The sequence below is a fragment of the Arthrobacter sp. JB02-1C genome (genome assembly GCF_057748045.1).
Genome location: NZ_CM173235.1, coordinates 1,595,145 through 1,613,612 on the forward strand (window position 1 = coordinate 1,595,145; position 18,468 = coordinate 1,613,612).

The 18,468-nt window shown below is 69.4% G+C and carries 14 protein-coding genes; 3 read left to right on the plus strand and 11 right to left on the minus strand.

The genetic code is table 11. The features are described 5' to 3' along the window. Positions 1 to 96: 96 nt before the first annotated feature. The 8 genes from AC3ANP_RS07525 to AC3ANP_RS07560 form a co-directional block, all read right to left on the minus strand. Complete coding sequence (locus tag AC3ANP_RS07525) at positions 97 to 975, minus strand: Fpg/Nei family DNA glycosylase (protein WP_488332695.1); 879 nt, start codon at positions 973 to 975, stop codon at positions 97 to 99. Then, positions 968 to 5,926 (minus strand): ATP-dependent helicase, encoded by a 4,959-nt coding sequence (locus AC3ANP_RS07530; protein WP_488332696.1) that lies wholly within the window; start codon positions 5,924 to 5,926, stop codon positions 968 to 970. Before AC3ANP_RS07530 ends, AC3ANP_RS07525 begins: the two co-directional genes overlap by 8 nt. Before the next feature lie 78 nt (positions 5,927 to 6,004). Then, positions 6,005 to 6,658 (minus strand): DUF4232 domain-containing protein, encoded by a 654-nt coding sequence (locus AC3ANP_RS07535; protein WP_488332697.1) that lies wholly within the window; start codon positions 6,656 to 6,658, stop codon positions 6,005 to 6,007. Between the two features lie 99 nt (positions 6,659 to 6,757). Beyond that, positions 6,758 to 7,495 (minus strand): YcnI family copper-binding membrane protein, encoded by a 738-nt coding sequence (locus AC3ANP_RS07540; protein WP_488332698.1) that lies wholly within the window; start codon positions 7,493 to 7,495, stop codon positions 6,758 to 6,760. A 99-nt stretch (positions 7,496 to 7,594) separates the two neighbouring features. Next, entirely contained in the window at positions 7,595 to 8,224 is a 630-nt protein-coding gene (locus tag AC3ANP_RS07545) for a hypothetical protein (protein ID WP_488332699.1), read from the minus strand. Positions 8,225 to 8,346: 122 nt separating this feature from the next. After that, positions 8,347 to 9,096, minus strand: a complete 750-nt coding sequence (locus AC3ANP_RS07550) for an enoyl-CoA hydratase/isomerase family protein (protein WP_488332700.1) — start codon at positions 9,094 to 9,096, stop codon at positions 8,347 to 8,349. Positions 9,097 to 9,117: 21 nt separating this feature from the next. Beyond that, positions 9,118 to 10,332: a CaiB/BaiF CoA transferase family protein gene (locus AC3ANP_RS07555; RefSeq protein WP_488332701.1), complete on the minus strand. Its 1,215-nt coding sequence runs from the start codon at positions 10,330 to 10,332 to the stop codon at positions 9,118 to 9,120. After that, on the minus strand, positions 10,329 to 11,645 hold the full coding sequence (locus tag AC3ANP_RS07560; protein WP_488332702.1) for an MFS transporter: 1,317 nt from the start codon (positions 11,643 to 11,645) through the stop codon (positions 10,329 to 10,331). The genes AC3ANP_RS07555 and AC3ANP_RS07560 overlap by 4 nt, the downstream gene beginning before the upstream one ends. 233 nt (positions 11,646 to 11,878) lie before the next feature. Between AC3ANP_RS07560 and AC3ANP_RS07565 the strand changes: the two genes are divergently transcribed. Beyond that, positions 11,879 to 12,679: an IclR family transcriptional regulator gene (locus AC3ANP_RS07565; protein ID WP_488332703.1), complete on the plus strand. Its 801-nt coding sequence runs from the start codon at positions 11,879 to 11,881 to the stop codon at positions 12,677 to 12,679. Between the two features lie 56 nt (positions 12,680 to 12,735). Here AC3ANP_RS07565 and ppsA read toward each other — a convergent pair whose 3' ends face one another. Both ppsA and AC3ANP_RS07575 read right to left on the minus strand, forming a co-directional pair. Then, positions 12,736 to 15,141: a phosphoenolpyruvate synthase gene (gene ppsA / locus AC3ANP_RS07570; RefSeq protein ID WP_488332704.1), complete on the minus strand. Its 2,406-nt coding sequence runs from the start codon at positions 15,139 to 15,141 to the stop codon at positions 12,736 to 12,738. 151 nt (positions 15,142 to 15,292) lie between these two features. Continuing rightward, on the minus strand, positions 15,293 to 16,111 hold the full coding sequence (locus AC3ANP_RS07575; protein WP_488332705.1) for a pyruvate, water dikinase regulatory protein: 819 nt from the start codon (positions 16,109 to 16,111) through the stop codon (positions 15,293 to 15,295). Positions 16,112 to 16,235: 124 nt separating this feature from the next. Between AC3ANP_RS07575 and AC3ANP_RS07580 the strand changes: the two genes are divergently transcribed. Next, positions 16,236 to 16,928 carry an NADPH-dependent FMN reductase gene (locus AC3ANP_RS07580; RefSeq protein WP_488332706.1) on the plus strand — a complete coding sequence of 231 codons (693 nt, stop codon included), beginning with the start codon at positions 16,236 to 16,238 and terminating at the stop codon, positions 16,926 to 16,928. A 319-nt stretch (positions 16,929 to 17,247) separates the two neighbouring features. Here the strand turns inward: AC3ANP_RS07580 and AC3ANP_RS07585 are convergent, their stop codons facing one another. Beyond that, on the minus strand, positions 17,248 to 17,829 hold the full coding sequence (locus tag AC3ANP_RS07585) for an NADPH-dependent FMN reductase (RefSeq protein WP_488332707.1): 582 nt from the start codon (positions 17,827 to 17,829) through the stop codon (positions 17,248 to 17,250). Between the two features lie 106 nt (positions 17,830 to 17,935). On the opposite strand from AC3ANP_RS07585, the gene AC3ANP_RS07590 reads away from it, so the two are divergent. After that, complete coding sequence (locus AC3ANP_RS07590; protein WP_488332708.1) at positions 17,936 to 18,400, plus strand: MarR family winged helix-turn-helix transcriptional regulator; 465 nt, start codon at positions 17,936 to 17,938, stop codon at positions 18,398 to 18,400. Positions 18,401 to 18,468 lie beyond the last annotated feature (68 nt).

Genomic DNA, 18,468 nt, shown 5'->3' on the forward strand with positions numbered 1-18,468 from the left:
ACGTCCGCGCCGGCGTCGTAAATTCCGCAGGCGGAACCGGCCGTCGTCCTCGGCCGGAACGGGGGACCGGCCGCCTGCCAGCAGCGCGCGGGCCGGTCAGGTCTGCGGCGTCGCACCGGGCGGCGTAGTACCCTGCGGCGTCGCACCGGGCGGCGGCTGGCACCGCGGGCAAAAGTAGATGTCGCGCTCTTCGGCGCCGCCTTCCTTGCCCAGAACCCCGCGCCGGATCGGCGTGCCGCATTTGAGGCAGGGCTGGTGTTCGCGCCGGTACACCCAATAGCCGGGTCTGCCTGCGCTCCGGCCCACCGGGACGCCGCTGGCGTTCAGCACGGTGGTCCGGCGTCCGGCGCCCAGGTTGGCGGTCAGCAGGACTTTCGCGTCGGTCAGCATCGCCGAAAGATCAGGGACGGCGGACACCGGCGACGCGGGATGGACGCCGGAGAGGAAGCACGCTTCGCAGCGATAGATGTTGCCGATCCCGGCCAGGTTGCGCTGGTCCAGGAGGGCGACGCCGATGGCGGCCTCGGGTGCCGCGAAGAGCCTCCGCTCCGCCTCGGCCATGTCCCAGTCCGGCCCGAGCAGGTCCGGACCGAGGTGCCCGACGACGGATGCCTCTTCGGCGGTGGGGATGACCTCCAGCAGGCCGAGGGAGAATCCGACAGCGTCGGCGGAGGCGGTGCGGAGCACGCAGCGAGCGGTGAAACCAGGCCTGCGCCAGCGGCCGCCGGGAGGATAGATCTGCCAGCTGCCTTCCATCTTCAGGTGCGAGTGGATGGTCAGCCGGTCTTTCGGCGTGGGCCCTGCGACGCGCATCAGCAGGTGCTTGCCGCGGGGAACCACTTCCCTGACAGTCCAGCCGGCGAGCTTGAGGGTGGCGAAGCGGGGCACCCTGAAGTCCGAAGCCGTCAGTTCCTTGCCGGCCAGGGCGGCGTGCAGCTGGGCTGCGGCGCGGAAGACCGAGTCGCCCTCAGGCACGGATCCTCAGTCCTTTCGGGGTGGAGTAGGCGCCGGCCTGGGCCAGCGCCGCGGCCACGGGCGTGTCCAGGATGGCGTGCCCGTTGACCTTTTCCATGATCAGCTTGTCGACGGCGCCCCGGGTCACCACACCCACGAGCGCGCTTCCGGCGGCGGCCAGGACGGCGGTGTCTGTGCTGAAGGTAAGCAGCGTCTTGCCGCCGCGTTCGACGTAGAGGACCAGGGCGCCGTCGACCAGCACCACCAGCGCCCCGGCCTTTCGTCCCGGCCGGTGGCCGGTGCCGGCGTCCTGATCAAGTGCCGGCCACGGCAGGGCGGCGCCGTATGGGTTCGCGGGATCGGTGGCGGCGAGGGCCAGCGCCGCGGGCTCGGCCGTAGCGAGCTGGGCGTCCTCGACGTAGGACCGCAGCCGGTCCACGGTGGCCGGGACCGCGAACTGGGCGGCGCCGAGGTGTTCGATGAAGTAGCCGCGGCGGCAGCGGCCGGCTTCCTCAAGCCGGGCCAGCACCTTGTACATCAGGCCGAAGCCGCCCAGGATGTTTTCGGCCATGACCGAGCCGCGGGTGATCACGCCGTAGCGGTCCAGCAGGAGCTCGGCGGTGGCGCGGGCGTGGATTGTGGCGTCGAGTTCGGGCGCCGGCAGCGCCGACCAGCGCCCGGCAGCCAGCGGCGGGGTGGCGGCGGCGCCGGAAGCGGAGCCGTAGCGGCCGCCGCCGAGCCCGGCGGAGCCGAGCGGGCCGGTGCCGTGGGCCCGGCCCAGCCGGCTGAGCCGCGGTGCGCGGGCCCGCGGCGCCCGCCCTACCTGCCGGTGCGCCGTGTGGCCGCCGGCGATCAGGGAACGGACCGGGGCGAAGGTGTCGCCGGTGATCCGGCCGGCCCAGGCCAGGTCCCACAGCGCGGACACCACCTCCTGGTCGCTGAGCACAGTGTCCATGCCCCCGGCGACCTCCGTGAGTTGCCGGAAGAAGTAGCCACCGCCGTTGTTCTGCAGGTGGTCCAGGAGCCGCTGCTGCGCGTCGCCGGGTTCAAAATCCGGGGCGGGGTTCAAGGTGAGCTCGGCGGAGTTGGCCAGATGCAGGCTGATCCAGCCGTCGTTGCCGGGCAGCGAGCCGGCTCCGGACCAGAGGATCTCTCCGGCGGCCATGAGTTCGTCGAGCATGGCCGGCTGGTAGTTGGACACCCGGCTGGCCAGCACCAGCGGTTCCCAGGCGGAAGCCGGGATCGGCACGCCGGAGAGCTGGTCAACGGCGGTGACGATGCCGTCCAGGCCGCGCAGCGCGGACTGCCCGCGGCTGCCTGGTGTGCGCACATTTTGCCAGGCTGGCAGGAAGCGGCCGTAGGCGGAGCCGTCGACGGGTTCGACTTCGGCGCGGAGCGCGGCAAGGGATCGGCGGCGGAGCTTTCGGAGCACCTCGGCGTCGCACCATTCGCTCATTGACGCCGGGACCAGGGCCGGGGCCGGCGTCGCGGGCGGGGCCGCCGGGGCCGCCGGGACCCCGGGTTCGGTCCCGGCGCTGCCCGCCGAACCGTCCGGCGCGGGACCGTGCGGCCGGAACTCGCCCTCGACGACGCGGCCGTCCGCGGCCAGCCGCTTCAGCGCGGTGCCGACGACGGCGACGCCGAGTCCCAGCCGGGCGGCGCCCTCGGCAGCGGTGAACGGGCCGTGGGTGCGGGCGTAGCGCGAGACCAGGTCGCCGAGGGGGTCCGCGACGGGTTCGATAAACGCCAGCGGCACGCCCATGGGCAGCGGTACACCGAGGGCGTCTCGCAGCCTGGCGGCGTCCTCCACCGCCGCATACCGTTCGACGCCGCCGATGTTGACCTTGATCGCGCGGTTGGCGCGCTGCAGCACTGCCAGATGGGCCGCGGCGTCAGGGGCCCCGGGCGCCCCCTCCTCGGCCGCCAGCCGGGCCGCGACTTCGTCCGGGCTGAGCGGACCGAGCAGACGCAGCAGGTCCGCCACGCCTTCCAGGCCACGCATCTTCCGGTCCGGCGCCAGGCGTTGCAGTTCCAGTTCGGTGGCTTCGATGACCTTCGCATCAAGCAGTTCGCGCAACTCCACCCGGCCCAGCAACTCGTTGAGCAGGGTTGAATCCAGGGCCAGCGCTGCGGCCCTACGCTCGGCCAGCGGCGAATCGCCCTCGTAGAGGAACTGGGCCACGTAGCCGAACAGCAGGGACTTGGCGAACGGCGAGGGCTGTTGCGTGGTGGTCTCCAGGATCCGCAGTTCGCGCCGTTCAATGGCGGCGGCGATGTCCTTCAGGGCGGGCAGGTCGTAGACGTCCTGCAGGCACTCGCGCACCGTTTCGAGCACGATCGGGAAGGCAGGGTATTTCCGGGCGACGTCCAGCAGTTGGGCCGAGCGCTGGCGCTGCTGCCAGAGTGGCTGCCGTTTTCCCGGTGTCTGCCGGGGCAGGAGCAGTGCCCGCGCCGCGCATTCCCGGAAGCGCGAGGCGAATAGTGCGCTGCCGCCGACTTCCGCGGTCACGATCTGTTCCAGTTCCCCGGGCTCGAACAGGAACAGGTCCGCGCCCGGCGGCTCATCCTCCATCATCGGCACCCGCAGTACGATGCCGTCGTCGGCGGCCATCGCGGAGCCGTCCAGTCCGTAGCGCTGCTGCAGCCGCTGCCCGACGGCCAGCGCCCAGGGCGCGTGCACCGGCATGCCGAAGGGGCTGTGCAGCACCACCCGCCAGTCACCGAGCTCGTCATGGAACCGTTCCACCACGAGCGTGGTGTCGCTGGGTACCACCTCGGTGGCGAGCTTTTGCTCGGCCAGGTACTGGATCAGGTTGTTGGCGGCGAAGTCGTCCAGGCCGGTGGCCTTGCAGCGTTCGGTGGCGGGGCCGACGTCGGAGGCCGAGAGTTCGCGCATGAAGGCACCGAGGGCGCGGCCCAGGTCCACCGGACGGCCCAGCGAGTCGCCTTTCCAGAACGGCAGCTTGCCGGGCTGGCCGAATGCCGGGGAGACCAGGACCCGGTCGTGGGTGATGTCCTCGATCTTCCAGCTGGTCGCGCCGAGGGCGAAGATGTCCCCGACCCGGGATTCGTACACCATCTCCTCGTCGAGCTCACCCACCCGGCGGCCGCCCTTGGCCGTGGACTTGGCACCGGATGAAGCCTCACCGGAGCCGCCGCTGCCCGCGCCCTCCACCTCGGTACCGATAATGAAGACGCCGAACATGCCGCGGTCCGGGATGGTGCCGCCGGAGATGACGGCCAGCCGCTGCGCGCCGGGGCGCCCCTCGATGGTGCCGGCGTTGCGGTCCCAGACGATCCGTGGCCGCAGTTCGGCGAATTCGTCGGAGGGGTAGCGCCCGGCCAGCAGGTCCAGAGTGGCCTCGAACGCGGAGCGGGGGAGTGAGGCAAAGGGCGCGGAGCGGCGGACGGTGGCGAACCATTCCTCGACGTCGATCGCCTCGAGCGCGGTCGCGGCGACGGTCTGCTGGGCAAGGATGTCCAGCGGGTTGGCCGGGACGTAGAGCCGCTCGATCTTGCCGTCCAGCATGCGCTCGACGGTGATGGCCGTGTGGACAAGGTCCGCCCGGTGTTTGGGGAAGAGCACGCCCTGGGAGATCTCGCCGACCTGGTGGCCCGCGCGGCCCACCCGTTGCAGCCCGCTGGCCACCGAGGGGGGCGACTCGACCTGCACCACCAGGTCCACGGCACCCATGTCGATGCCCAGCTCCAGCGAGGACGTGGCGACCACGCAGCGCAGCCGCCCGGATTTCAGGTCGTCTTCGATCATGGCGCGCTGGTCCTTGGAGACGGAGCCGTGGTGCGCCCGGGCCAGCACCGGGTCGGCGCCGGCGGTGCTTCCGGCCTGGGCCATCATGTGCGCGGGCGTGGAGGTTGACGCCGGAGGACCGGCCGCCCTAGCCGGCGCGGCAGCCGATTCCTCCCAGCCGCCGCCTGCAGCTACCAGCTGGCGTTCGGCGTAAATCTCGTTGAGCCGCGCGGTGAGCCGTTCGGCGAGCCGGCGGGAGTTCGCGAACACGATGGTGGACTGGTTGGCCAGCACCAGGTCGACGATCTTCTCCTCGACGTGCGGCCAGATCGACGCGTGCGGCTGCAGGCCCGACGCCGGTCCCGAGTCGAAGGCTCCGGCCGCGCCCTGCAGATCGGACATGTCCTCGACCGGGACGGAAACCGTCAGGTCCCAGGTCTTCTTGGACGGCGGCGCCACGATCTCCACCGGCGCGGAGCCGGCCAGGAACTGCGCCACGAGTTCCTTCGGCTCGACGGTGGCTGACAGCCCGATCCGCTGGGCTGGTTTGGGCAGCAGCGCATCGAGGCGTTCCAGCGAGACCGCGAGGTGCGCGCCGCGCTTGGTGCCGGCGACGGCGTGGACCTCATCAATGATGATGGTGTCCACCTCGTCCAGGGTCTCCCGCGCCTTCGAGGTGAGCATCAGGAACAGTGACTCCGGGGTGGTGATCAGGATGTCCGGCGGGTGGCTCAGCAGCGAGCGGCGCTCCGAGGCCGGGGTGTCCCCGGAGCGGACGCCCACGTTGATCAGCGGGGCGGGCAGCCCGAGCCGTTTGGCGGTCTGGGTGATGCCGATCAGCGGAGCGCGGAGGTTGCGTTCGACGTCGACGCCCAGCGCCTTCAGCGGGGAGATGTACAGCACCCGGGTTTTCCGCTTCGGGCCCTTCCGCCGGCCGTTCCGGGTGCCGGTTGCCACGGCCGGCAGGCCCGGCAGTTCCTCGGGGTCCCCGGGCGTCAGGGCCAGGAGCCGGTCGAGGGCCCACAGGAAGGCGGCCAGGGTCTTGCCGGAGCCGGTGGGAGCAACGACGAGGGCATGCGAGCCGGAGGAAATGGCCTGCCAGGCGCCGTCCTGCGCCGGGGTAGGCGTGGAGAAGGCACCCAGGAACCATTCCCGGGTCGGACGGCTGAACCGGTCCATGGCCCCGGCCGCGAGTGCTCCGCCGGCGTGCTCCTGCCCCTTCATTCCTCCATCATGCCCTACGGCACTGACAGTATCCGGCGGCGCCGAGGGCCGGGGCTGGGCGCACAGCCAGGCGTACAGCTAGGCCGCCTTGAATGCCCCGATGGTCAGCAGGTTGATGCCCGGCTCCGTGCAGGCATCCTTGGTGTCGGCGATGAACAGCGACGCCCTGTCGTCCGGCGGGTAGATGCGGAAGCCCGCGGCCGGGGTGCGGGTGCAGCCCTGGTAGTTGCCTGCCTGCGTGTAACGCAGGGTTGCAGTTCCGGCCTTGCCCGGGGCAAGCAGCACATCGGAAACCGGGGTGGAATCGTCGCGCGTCGCAGGAGCGCCGATCGGATCACCGGTGGCACCGGTGGTGAGGGACACCCCGGCGAAGCCCTTCAGCAGGCACGGTTCGGAGCCGGAGTTCGTCAGGATCAGTTGCATGTAGACGCTGCCGGCCGCTCCGCCGCCCGTCGAGTCAAGCGACGCGGTGAGGTTGGCGGCCTCGCACCGCGAAGGGCCGGCGGAAGGGCCGGCCGCGGGAGCCGAAGCGGGGGTGGACGAGGCGCCGGCGGAGGCCGTCTGGGAGGGGCTCGCGGACCCGGACGCGGTAGCAGCGGCCGACGGCGGCGTGGATGACGGGGCATTCGCGGCGCCCTGGCTTGGGCCGCAGCCGCTGAGCAGCAGCGCAGCCGCGGCCGCCGCCGTCACCGTAGTAATTACCAACCTGTGTTTCATCTGCTGAGGCCTCATGGCTCAACTTTCATGTTTCGCGGCTGGCTTAGTCAACGACGCCACGACGGCGGAGCCGGATTGATGCCCGGATTGTAATTTCCGGGCATCAACCGTCGGCTACTTCGAAGGAGCTGGCCTGCGGCTCCGGAGCAGCGCGAGGCCGCCCAGGACCAGGCCGCCGACGCCGGCAACAAGGGCCGCCCAGCTGCGCGCCTGGCCGCCGTCGTCCGCGGAGGCCGGCGCGGCGGCGGACGCGGCGCCGGACACCGCGTGGTCGCCGTGGTCGGCGGCGGCAGCCGCCGCGGTGACCGTCAGGGACGGTGCCGGCGACTTCAGCGCGTGCGCATCCTGCCCGTCCGCCGGGAGCTGCGACCAATCGGTCTGCCCCTGCTCGCAGCTCTGCAGGGTCGGGAAGTACAGGGTCTTGCCCGCGGCGTCCGGGAGCTTCACCGACAGCACCAGGACGTCCCGGAGCTCGGGGCTGAGCGGCGCCTTGGCGGTGTAGACGATCTGGCTGGTCCGCTTGGTGATCGCCGAGCCGTCAGCGAGTTTCTTCGGTTCCGGGAGCTGCTCCGTGACCTTGGCGGCCGTCCAGTTCGCGTTCACGGTGGGCTGGGCGTCGTTCAGCTCGGACGGCAGCGTGATGGTGACCCTGGTGGTGGCGGATTCCTCGCAGCCGTGCGGAATGGCGAAGCTCAGCAGGGCGGAGGAATTGGCGGCGGTGTTGTCCGGTGCGACGCCGACGTGGGCGGAAGCGGCGCTGATGCCTGCAAGCAGCAGGGCGGCGGTGCCGGCGGCCGCTGCGGTGGCGGAGATGGCGCGGCGAAGGACGGGGTGGTGCTTGATGGCGGGCATGGTTAAGGCCTTTCGGGCGTGCGCGCGGCACGGCGGCGCGCAAAGGTGGGGGAGGCGCGGCGGGCCCCGGTGGTGCGGGGCTGGCCACGGCCCGGAAAATTAGGAGCAGACGACGGCGGCGGGCGGCCCGCGGTGGCAATCGCGCCTGAGGTTGCGCCAGGGCAGCGGGGCTGCGGGCCGGGAGGGCGCGGACAGGACCGGGCGGACGGCCGGGGATGGCCGCGCCGCGGCCGGGAGCTGTGCCAGCGGCCGGAGCCAGGCAGCGAGCGTCCACAGGGCCTCTTCACCCTTGGCCAGGAGCAGGGCGCAGGCCAGCGTCGCCAGGGTGTGGCCGGCTAGCATTCCCACGGCCACGCCGGAATCGAGTTCGTGCAGCCGGAGGTGGAGCTCATGGGCGGAGACCGGGGGCGGGAGCGCGGCGTGGTGCGCCTGCACGGCCGCCCCGGCGTTGCCGCCGGGAGCCCCGGTCACGCTGAAAGCGGTGAAGGCCTCGTGCAGCACCATCTGGCCGGTTCCGAGCAGTGCCGTCATCGCCGGAAGGCGCAGCCGCAGCCGGGTGGCAGTGGTGGAAACCAGCCCGGTGAAGGCCAGGAACGCGAGCAGGACACCGGGTGGCGGGAGTTCCCCGCCGGCTATGACGTGCGCCGTTGCGGCAAGGGTCAGGATGGTCGCCGCGACCAGGGCCGAACGCAGTGCATGGAAAGGAATCCGGGCAGGCGCTGGGCGCACGGGGGACTCCTTTCGCCGGGCAGCGGACGCGGGGGGCCCGGCGGCCGGGATGGCTGCGGGCGGTCCCTCGATTCTAGCCGTGGTGGCCCTCTTCGGCCCGAAGCGGTAACCGGCGCCCGAGGCTAGCCCGGCTTGTGCCGCAGGAACTGGTCCACCCGGCGGAAGAACTCGTCGGGATCGGCCGCGGCGCCCTGCGGGAGCGCCCGCGCGGGGGCATCGACGGGAGCCAAGCCCTGGTTCACGGCGGCCTTGGACGCCCGCAGCGAAGCCTGTGACATGTGGCCCCACAGCTCGGCCAGCCGGGCCACTTCGGCGTCGCCGGTGCCGTCCGGAACCACCGTGGTTACCAGACCCAAAGCCTCGGCCTCCGGTCCGGCAAGCAGCCTCCCGCCGTACAGCAGGTCCTTGGTCCGGGACGGGCCGATCCGTGCGGATAACCGGTTGGCGAACGTGGGTGGAATGAGCATGCCGAGGCGGGCGATGGGCATGCCGATTTTCGCGCTCGACTCCAGGATCTGCAGGTCGCAGGCCAGTGCCAGCTGGCAGCCCGCGCCGGTGGCCACGCCCTGCACCAGGGCGACGGTGGGGACGGGGACGGCCTCCACCGCCTGGAGGCCAGCCTCGATCGCGGCGAACCCGGCGCTGACGTCCGCGCCGGTGGCGCCCTGCCATTCGCGCAGGTCTGAGCCGGAGCAGAAGGTGCTGCCGCGGCCGCGGATAATGACGGCACGCACGGAGGGACCGGCGGCCAGGTCCCGGGCCGTGGCTTCCAGTGCCTGCCATTGCGCGGAGTTGAGGGCATTGAACCGCTCGCCGGTCCCCACCGTCAGGACGGCCACGCCGGCGTCGGAAGCGAGGCGGCTAACGTCCATGGTGGGCTGCGTCGCCGGGCGTCACGCAACGGCTCCGCTGGAACGCAGCGCCTCGATCCGGTCGGCGCCGTAGCCCAGTTCGGCGAGGATTTGATCCGTTTCCTGGCCGAGCGTTGGCGGCGCCGTCCGGACCGACGGCGGAGTCCTGGTGAGCCGGACGGGACAGCCGACAACCTTCATCGGGCCGGCACTGGGGTGGACGAGGTCGGCGACCATGTTCCGGGCGAGGACCTGGGGGTCCTGTACGGCCTGGTCGACGGTCTGGATCGGTCCCGCCGGGACGCCGGCTGCATCCAGCGCCGCCACCCACTCGCCTGTGCTGCGGGTCCGCATGATGCCCTCGAGCAGCGGAATCAGCGTCTCCCGCAGCGCTACCCGGGAGGGGTTGCCGGCAAAGCGCTCGTCGTCGGCCAGGTCCTGCCGGCCGATGGCGGCGGCGTACCGGCGCCAGAGGCTGTCATTCCCGACGGCGACCATCACGAATCCGTCCGCCGTGGGGAACACCTGGTAGGGGGCGATGGTGGGATGCGCGGAGCCGTACCGTTTGGGGATCTCACCGCTGGCGAAGTAGCCGCTCGAGACGTAGGTCAGCAACGACACCGAGCCATCCAGCAGACTGATGTCGACCCACTGGCCCGCACCGGTCCGTTGCTTTTCGTGCAGGGCAGCGAGGATGCCGATGGTGGCCCACAGGCCGGCGACGAGGTCGGCGCTGCTGACGCCGACCCGGACGGGAGGTCCGTCCGCTTCGCCGGTGACGCTCATGATCCCCGAACGGGCCTGGGCGATCGCGTCGTAGCCGGCGCCGGACGCCTCGGGGCCAGTCTGGCCGTAGCCGCTGATGGAGGCATACACGAGGCCCGGATTTGCCGCGGCCAGCTCCGCATAACCCAGCCCAAGCCGCTCCGCGGTTCCCGGCCGGAAGTTTTCGACCACGACGTCGGCCCGGCGCGCCAGTTGCTGGACGACGTGCCGGCCCTCCGCCGTTTTTAGGTCGACGGCAAGGCTGCGCTTGTTCCGGTTCACTGCCAGGAAGTACGCGGCCTCGCCGCCCTGGAACGGCGGCCCCCACTGCCGGGTGTCATCGCCGGTGCCGGGTTGTTCGACCTTGATGACGTCGGCGCCGAGATCCGCGAGCGTCATGGTGGCGAAGGGACCGGAAAGGATCCGGGACAGGTCCAGCACCAGCAGGTCGCCGAGCGCGGGATCCGCCGGCTCTGTGCCGTGCTGGCTCATACCACGCCGGTCGCTGTTTCCGGCGCATGGACCGGAACGGTCGAGCGTTTCGGCAGCAGCACCAGCGCGAGCATGCTGATGGCGCAGCAGATGATGATGTAAATGGAGATGGACGTCGAGTCGGAGGTCGCCTGCAGCAGGGCCGCAGCGATCAGCGGCGCGGGGCCACCGGCCACCACGCTGGCGAGCTGGTAGCCCATGCCTGCGCCGGTGTAACGGATATCGGCGTCGAAACTCTCGGCAATCAGGGCGGCCTGCGGGCCGTACTGGATGTCGTGGAGCATCAGGCTGAGGACCACCGCGATTCCCACCAGCAGCCCGTCGCGGGTGTTGAGCAGGCCGAAGTAGGGGAAGGCGAATGCCGCGGTCAGCACAATGCCGATCCCGTACACCCGCCGCCTGCCGAACTTGTCCGAGAGCCGGCCAAACACCGGGATGCTGATCAGGCCCAGGGAAGCGGCAATCAGGGTGTCGTCCAGGATTGCATTGCTGTTGAGTTTGAGCTGCTTGACCGTGTAGGTAAGGACGAAGGTGATGAAGAGGTAGAACGGCGCCTGTTCCGACGTCCGGACCAGGGCGGTCAGCAGGACCTCCTTGGGCTGGCGCTTGAAGACCTCGACCAGGGGGTTCTTCACCACCCGGTCCGCCAGCCGGACCGCCTCGAACTCGGGGCTTTCGATCACCCGCAGCCGGACGAAGAGGCCGACGCCGACCAGCAGGATGCTGATGATGAACGGGATCCGCCAGCCGTAGGCGACGAAGCCTTCGGTGCCCGTCATGCCGGAGGTGATCCGGACGACGCCGGTGGAGAGGACAAGCCCGATCGGCACGCCCATCTGCGGCCAGCTCGCGGACAGGCCGCGCCGCTCGACGTGGCCCCACTCCATGCTCAGCAGGACCGAGCCGCCCCATTCGCCGCCGACGCCGATGCCCTGGATGATGCGCAGCACCACCAGGAGGATAGGCGCGGCGATGCCGATGCTTTGATAGGTCGGCAGCAGGCCGATCAGGACCGTGCCGAAGGCCATCAGGAACAACGTCGCCATCAGCGTCGTCTTGCGGCCGATCCGGTCGCCAAAGTGCCCGAAGATGGCCGCGCCGACGGGGCGGGCCACGAAGCCGACGAACTGGGTGGCGAAGGCCGCCAGGACGCCGGCGAAGGCGTTTTGTCCGGGGAAGAACAGCTGCGGAAACACCAGGGCCGCCGCCGTACCGTAAAGGAAAAAGTCGTACCACTCGATGGTGGTCCCGACCACGCTTGCCATGGTGGCGCGCCGTACTGCCTGCGCCCGGGTCACTTCCTGAACGTTCATGTTCACTCCGTTGTTCCGACCAGTTGGGGCACGGCACCCCGGTGGGATTGGCCGCCAGGGGCCGGAGGGCGGCGGGTCGCTCCCGGCACCCCTGGGACAGTGTCCGGAGAACCCACATTGTGGTTTCACAACCCATAGTGCGGACCTACTCTGGATGTGTCAACGGTTTATTGCCCCGGCACCCCACCGCGCCGGGAGGCGGGAACCGGACCACGGGAAGAAGGGCACGGCAGGTGGCAGACGGCAAGAGAACGGTGAAGGACCAGGGCGCCGGGAGGACCCCCGTGCTGGTGCTGCGCAAGGTCAGTGACATCCTGGACTGTTTCTCCATCGACGACCCGGAGCCTACCCTGCAGCAGATCGCCCGCACCACGGGCTTGCCGGCCAGCACGTGCCAGCGTTTGGTCCAGAACATGGTGCACGAAGGCTTCCTGGACCGCGACGGGGACCGCTACCGGATCGGCATGCGGATGGTCCAGTGGGCGGCGCCCGGCACGCTCGGGCTGGACCTGGTCCGGCTGGTCCGGCCCGTGCTGCAGGAACTCCGCGACGCCACCGGGGAAACGGCGTGCCTGTACCTGCGGGACGGCGCACACCGCACCGTGGTGGCGGTCGCCGAAACCCGGCACGTGGTCATGCGGCCGTTCGTGGTGGGCCAGGTCATGCCCATCCATGCGGGGGCGCCCGGCAAAATTTTTCTGACCTTCGACCCCGGCGCCCGGGAAGCGCTGCGCGGCTCCGATCTCACCCGGTTTACACCCGCCACCCCGGTCAGCTGGGCCCAGCTCGACGAGCAGGCCGAAGAGGCCCGCCGGCAAGGCTATTTCGCGGCCTTCGGTGAACGCAACAGCGACGTAGGATCGATCAGCGCGCCCGTGTTCCGGTATGACGGTGAACTTGCCGCGGCCCTGGGGGTGGGTTTTCCCATCCAGCGGGTGGGCAGTGCCGACGTGCCGCGGCTCGGGCCGCTGGTCGCGGCGGCCGGCCGGAAGGCCAGCGCCGCGCTGGGGTACCGGGGTCCCGCGCCGGTGTGAGAACCCGCGCCGCGGGGCAGGAACGGACCCTGCCCCGCGGCGCTGCGGGGTGCCTGTCAGCTAAGGGTCATGGCCTCCGGTGCTTTGGCCGGTCCGCCCGCCAGGCGGAGCCAGGTGTCCACGACGGTGTCCGGGTTCAGGGACACCGAATCGATGCCTTCGCCGACCAGCCATTCGGCGAAGTCGGGGTGGTCGCTGGGACCCTGGCCGCAGATGCCGACGTACTTGCCGCGCGCCTTGCAGGCCTTGATCGCCATGCTCAGGAGCTTTTTGACCGCGGGGTCGCGTTCGTCGAAGCCGGCGGCGACGACCGCGGAGTCGCGGTCCAGGCCGAGGGTCAGCTGGGTCATGTCGTTGGAGCCGATGGAGAACCCGTCGAAGTGGTCCAGGAATTCGTCGGCCAGGAGGGCGTTGGAGGGCAGCTCGCACATCATGACAACCTCGAGCCCGTTCTCGCCCCGGCGCAGCCCGTTTTCGGCGAGCAGGTCGATGACGCCCCGGCCCTCCCCGACGGTGCGCACGAACGGGATCATGAGTTTGACGTTGGTCAGGCCCATCTCGTTGCGGACGAAGGACATCGCCTCGCACTCGAGGTCGAAGCAGTCCCGGAACGAGGGCTCCAGGTAGCGGGAGGCGCCGCGGAAGCCGAGCATCGGGTTCTCTTCGTGCGGCTCGTAGGCGGGTCCGCCGAGCAGGTTGGCGTACTCGTTGGACTTGAAGTCGGACATCCGGACAATCACCGGCTCCGGCGCGAACGCGGCGGCGATCGTGGCCACGCCTTCGGCCAGGCGCTTGACGTAAAAGTCCCGGGGGCTCTGGTACGCGGCAATCCGCTCGCGGATTTCCGCGGCCACCTCGGCCGGCTGCTCGTCCAGGTTCAGCAGCGCCTTGGGGTGGATGCCGATCTGGCGGTTGATGATGAATTCCAGCCGGGCGAGGCCCACGCCGTGGTTGGGCAGCTGGGCGAACGTGAAGGCCTGCTCGGGCGTGCCGACGTTCATCATGACCTTGACCGGCGCCTCGGGCAGCTGGGTGATCTCGGTTTCTTCGACGTTGAAGTCCAGGATTCCCTCGTAGATGTACCCGGTTTCCCCGTCGGCGCAGGAAACGGTCACCTCGAGTCCGTCGCTGAGGACATCGGTGGCGTTGCCGGTACCGACCACGGCCGGGATGCCCAGTTCGCGGGCGATGATGGCCGCGTGGCAGGTGCGGCCGCCCCGGTTGGTCACAATGGCGGAGGCCCGCTTCATGATCGGTTCCCAGTCCGGGTCGGTCATGTCCGCGACCAGGACGTCCCCGGTCTTGAAGGCGGCCATCTGGTCGATCGAACTCAGGACGCGGACGCTGCCGGCGCCGATCCGCTGGCCGATCGCGCGGCCCTCGACGAGCACCGGGCCGGAACCGTTCAGGCGGAACCGGCTCAGGCTGCCGGAGGTCCGGCGGGACTGCACCGTCTCGGGCCGGGCCTGCAGGATGTACAGCTTGCCGTCGATCCCGTCCTTGCCCCACTCGATGTCCATCGGACGGCCGTAATGGTTTTCGATGGCGACGGCGTGCCGGGCGAGCTGCTCGACGTCGTCGTCCGTCAGGCTGAAACGGTTCCGCAGGGCAGCCTCCACCGGAACGAAGTCGATGGTGCGGCCGATTTCCCGGTTCTCCGTGTAGGTCATCTGCAGCGCCTTCTCACCGAGTCCGCGCTTGAGGATGGCGGGACGGCCCGCCTCGAGTGCCGGCTTGTAGACGTAGAACTCGTCCGGGTTGACGGCGCCCTGCACCACGGCCTCGCCGAGGCCGTAGGAGGAGGTCACGAAGACGGCGTTGTGGAACCCGGATTCGGTGTCCATCGTGAACATCACGCCGGAGGCGCCGACGTCGGAGCGGACCATGCGCTGGATGCCGGCGGACAGTGCCACCTCCGCGTGTTCGAACTTGTGGTGCACCCGGTACGCGATGGCCCGGTCGTTGTAGAGCGAGGCGAACACGTCCTTGATGGCCATCAGGATGTTCTCGATGCCGCGGACATTGAGGAAGGTCTCCTGTTGCCCGGCGAAGGAGGCGTCGGGCAGGTCTTCGGCGGTGGCGCTGGAGCGCACGGCCCAGGAGAGGTCCTCGGTGCCGCCGTGCTTGTCGACCAGTTGCTGGTACGCCGCGCGGATCTGCGCTTCGAAGTCGGGCCGGAAGGGCGTGTCACGGATCAGGGTCCGGATCTCCTGGCCGGCTGCTGCCAGGGCCGTGACGTCATCGGTGTCGAGGCCGGCAAGCCGGTCCACGATGGTCTGGTCCAGTCCGGAATCGGCCAGGAAGTTGCGGTACGCGTCGGCCGTGGTGGCGAAGCCATCCGGGACCTGGACACCGGCGGAGGTCAGATTCTGCACCATCTCGCCGAGGGAAGCGTTTTTGCCGCCTACCCGGTCCAGGTCATTGAGCCCGAGTTCCGAAAACCACAGGATTTCTGTCGTCATGATTACTGCTCCTTTGCAGAGTGCTTGCGCGCAGCGGTGCCCGCCTTCCCGCGTTGCCGCGGGCCGTTGGGCACCAGTGCTTTTACAGTGACAGGTCGGGTGCGTTCTTTTCCACTTGAGCGGCAGGCCGCCGGCCTTGTGAATTTTTTCCCTAATGCTTGAGGTGCATCTGTTGCAGGATGGTGGCAGCCATCTCCTCGACCGAAACGCTGGCCGAATTCAGGTACGGAATCCCGTGCGATACGTATAAACGCTCCGCACTGCGCAGTTCGAACCCGCATTGCCGCAGCGACGCGTAGGGTGAGCCGCGGCGGCGCTCGGTACGGACCTGGCTCAGGCGCAGGGGGTTGGTGGTCAGGCCGAAGCATTTCGAAATAAAAGGCCGCAGCGGCCGGGGCAGGCCCTCCTTCTCGAAGTCCTCGTCGACGAGCGGAAAGTTGGCGGCGAAGATGCCGTGCTGCAGTGCGAGGTACATGGTGGTGGGGGTCTTGCCGCAGCGGGAGGGGGCCACCAGGATCACCTGGGCCTTTTCCAGCGCCCGCAGGCTTTGCCCGTCGTCGTGCTCCATGGCGTACTCGACGGCGGCCATCCGGGACTGGTAGCGCGCCGCGTTGCCCAGACCGTGTGCTCGGCCCGGCTCCCCGCTGGCCTGGGTGCCCAGGGCACTTTCCAGCACGCCGACGTGCGGCCCGATCAGATCCACCACGATCCCCTTGCACTGGGCGAGGGTCTGGCGGATGTCGGTGGTGACGGCGGTGGAGAAAACAATCGGACGCAGCCCGGTCGCCGCCAGTCCGTCGATCACCTTCACCACCGCCCGCGCCTGCTCGATCGTCATGATGAACGGGACGGTGACCCGGTCAAAGTCGTTCTCGGAAAACTGCGTGAGCAGGGTGTTCCCAAGCGTTTCCGCGGTGATGCCCGTACTGTCCGAAAGGAAGTACACCGGGCGGGGATCGTCAATGGTCATGAACGCATTGTGCACCACGAAGGGCCGCCGGTTCATTCGTGACGGAGGGGACATTTTTGTTGACACATCACCAAACCGCGCCTAAGATGATTGAAACATCAACTATCCTGAACGGTGAGGCGCCATGTCCTGGTTCAAAATCTTTTCCCGCAAGCCCAAGAGTGGCCGCTCCGCTGCGGCAGCAGCGCCCGGCCTGACTGCCCCGGCCGCGCAGGCGGAGCTGGCCGCGGAGCCGGCGGCCGATCCCGCGGTGCGGAACGCGCGGCCCCGGATTGCGGTCATTACCGGCGCCAGCCGCCCGGGCAGCGTCAACAAGGCCGTCGCGGAATGGGTCCTGGCCCAGGCTGCCGGCCGGGCGGATGCCGAGTTCGAGCTGGTGGACATTGCAGACTTCGACCTTCCGCTGCTCGATGAGGCCACTCCGGCGGCCTACCAGAACTACCAGAACCCGGCCACCAAGGCCTGGTCCGCCAGGATCGCGGAGTTCGACGGCTTCGTTTTCGTGGTGCACGAGTACAACCACACGGCCGGCCCGGTCCTCACCAACGCCTTGTCGTTCCTGAACGCGGAATTCAACAACAAGGCTGCCGGCTTCGTGTCCTACGGGTCGATGGGCGGCGCCCGCGCCGTCGAGCACCTGCGCGAAACCCTGTCCGAACTGCAGGTTGCCCATGTGCGCAACCAGGTCATGTTCTCCCTGTTTGAGGACTTTGAGAACTTCTCGGTCTTCACGCCGACCGAGCAGAACGCGGGCACCCTCGCCCCGATGCTCGACCAGCTGGTCTCCTGGGCCAGGGGCTTCGCCGCCATCCGCTAAACCGCCGCGGCTAAGCCGCGCTGCTAGACCGAGCCACCCCTTCCCCGACCAGCGTCGGGGGAGGGGTGGCTTCGCTGTGCCGGGTGCATCCAGGTGCATCCGGAAGTTCCCGACGGCGGCGTGTGGCCGCGTGCGTTCGTTGCGGGGCAGTTCTTCCTTCCTGCTTGCCGCTGCTTGCCCCTGTTTGCCCCTGCTCGACCGACTCCCCGCCGGGGAGGCCCGGGTTCCGGGGTGCGGACCGCGACAGGGGCCTGGGCCGGGACGCAGGAAAGGCCCCCCGGATAGCCGGGGAGCCTTTCGTGTTGGTGCGGGAGTTGGCTTAGGCGCTCGCGACGGCCAGCTGCTCGGCGCGCACGGCCTCCATGGCGCGGGCCCAGACGGTGAGCTGGTCCACCATCGGTGCCAGGGTGCCGGCGTTCTGCTCGGTAGGCTTGAAGACGGAGAAGTTCTCGAAGTCGGTGAAGAGAGAGAACATGACCTGGTTGCGAACGTGGGCAATCTGCAGCTCGGAGAGGACGCCGCGCAGGTGCTCGACGGCGCGGGCGCCGCCCATGGAGCCGTAGGAAACAAAGCCGGCGGCCTTGTTATTGAACTCGGCGTTCAGGTAGGACAGTGCGTTGAGCAGGACAGCACCGGCGGTGTGGTTGTACTCGTGGGCCACGAAGATGAAGCCGTCGAATTCGCTGATCTTGGCAGACCAGGCCTTGGTGTGGTCATTCTGGTAGTTCTGGTACGCGGCGGGGTAGGCCTCGTCCAGCAGGGGGAGGTTGAAGTCCGCAATGTCTACCAGTTCGAAGTCGGCGTCGGTGCGGTCGGCGACCTGGGCGAGAACCCACTCGGCGACGGACTTGTTGACGCTGCCCGGACGGCTGGCGCCGGTGACGATCGCAATCTTGGTCATGCTGTGTCCCCTTAGGAAGGAAAGTTGTTGACGTGTCACTGATTATGTTGACACATCAACAACACTACGTCAAACTTGAACTATCAACTAATGGAGAGTGGCGGCAGTGGAGAACACGCGATGGCTGGACGAGCGCGAATTGGAAGTTTGGCGCCGATTCGTTGAGGCGACCGGGCTGCTGACCGCCGCCATGGACCGGCAGTTGCTGCGGGAGTCGCAGCTCTCCGGGGCCGAATATGCCGTACTGGCCCCGCTTTCGGAACATGCCGACGGCGTGGTCCGGGCCCGGGATCTGGGGAACCTCCTGGGCTGGGACCGCAGCCGGCTGTCCCACCTGCTCAAGCGGATGGAAGCCCGTGGCCTGCTGGAGCGAAAAGACTGCTCCGCCGATGCCCGCGGCCTGGACGTGAAGATTACCCCCGAAGGCCGGGCGGCCATCGAGCAGGCGGCCCCGGGCCACCTGGAATTCGTCCGCACCCACTTCTTCGACCTGCTCTCCGGCGATGAACAGGCTGCCGTGGCTTCGCTCAGCAGAAAGATCACGGCTATGCTGCAGCCGGACTGTGACTAGACGATATGAAGTGTGGTGGTTGCCTGACGTAGGACTGGAACCTCGGGTTCAAAGAGGTTCGTGGGTTG

Bases quoted from the DNA above. Each gene is read 5' to 3' on its own strand.
- ppsA (WP_488332704.1), bottom strand. From the start codon at position 15,141: ATGACGACAGAAATCCTGTGGTTTTCGGAACTCGGGCTCAATGACCTG.
- AC3ANP_RS07540 (WP_488332698.1), bottom strand. From the start codon at position 7,495: ATGCCCGCCATCAAGCACCACCCCGTCCTTCGCCGCGCCATCTCCGCC.
- AC3ANP_RS07580 (WP_488332706.1), top strand. From the start codon at position 16,236: ATGTCCTGGTTCAAAATCTTTTCCCGCAAGCCCAAGAGTGGCCGCTCC.
- AC3ANP_RS07585 (WP_488332707.1), bottom strand. From the start codon at position 17,829: ATGACCAAGATTGCGATCGTCACCGGCGCCAGCCGTCCGGGCAGCGTC.
- AC3ANP_RS07530 (WP_488332696.1), bottom strand. From the start codon at position 5,926: ATGAAGGGGCAGGAGCACGCCGGCGGAGCACTCGCGGCCGGGGCCATG.
- AC3ANP_RS07560 (WP_488332702.1), bottom strand. From the start codon at position 11,645: ATGAACGTTCAGGAAGTGACCCGGGCGCAGGCAGTACGGCGCGCCACC.
- AC3ANP_RS07535 (WP_488332697.1), bottom strand. From the start codon at position 6,658: ATGAGGCCTCAGCAGATGAAACACAGGTTGGTAATTACTACGGTGACG.
- AC3ANP_RS07550 (WP_488332700.1), bottom strand. From the start codon at position 9,096: ATGGACGTTAGCCGCCTCGCTTCCGACGCCGGCGTGGCCGTCCTGACG.
- AC3ANP_RS07555 (WP_488332701.1), bottom strand. From the start codon at position 10,332: ATGAGCCAGCACGGCACAGAGCCGGCGGATCCCGCGCTCGGCGACCTG.
- AC3ANP_RS07575 (WP_488332705.1), bottom strand. From the start codon at position 16,111: ATGACCATTGACGATCCCCGCCCGGTGTACTTCCTTTCGGACAGTACG.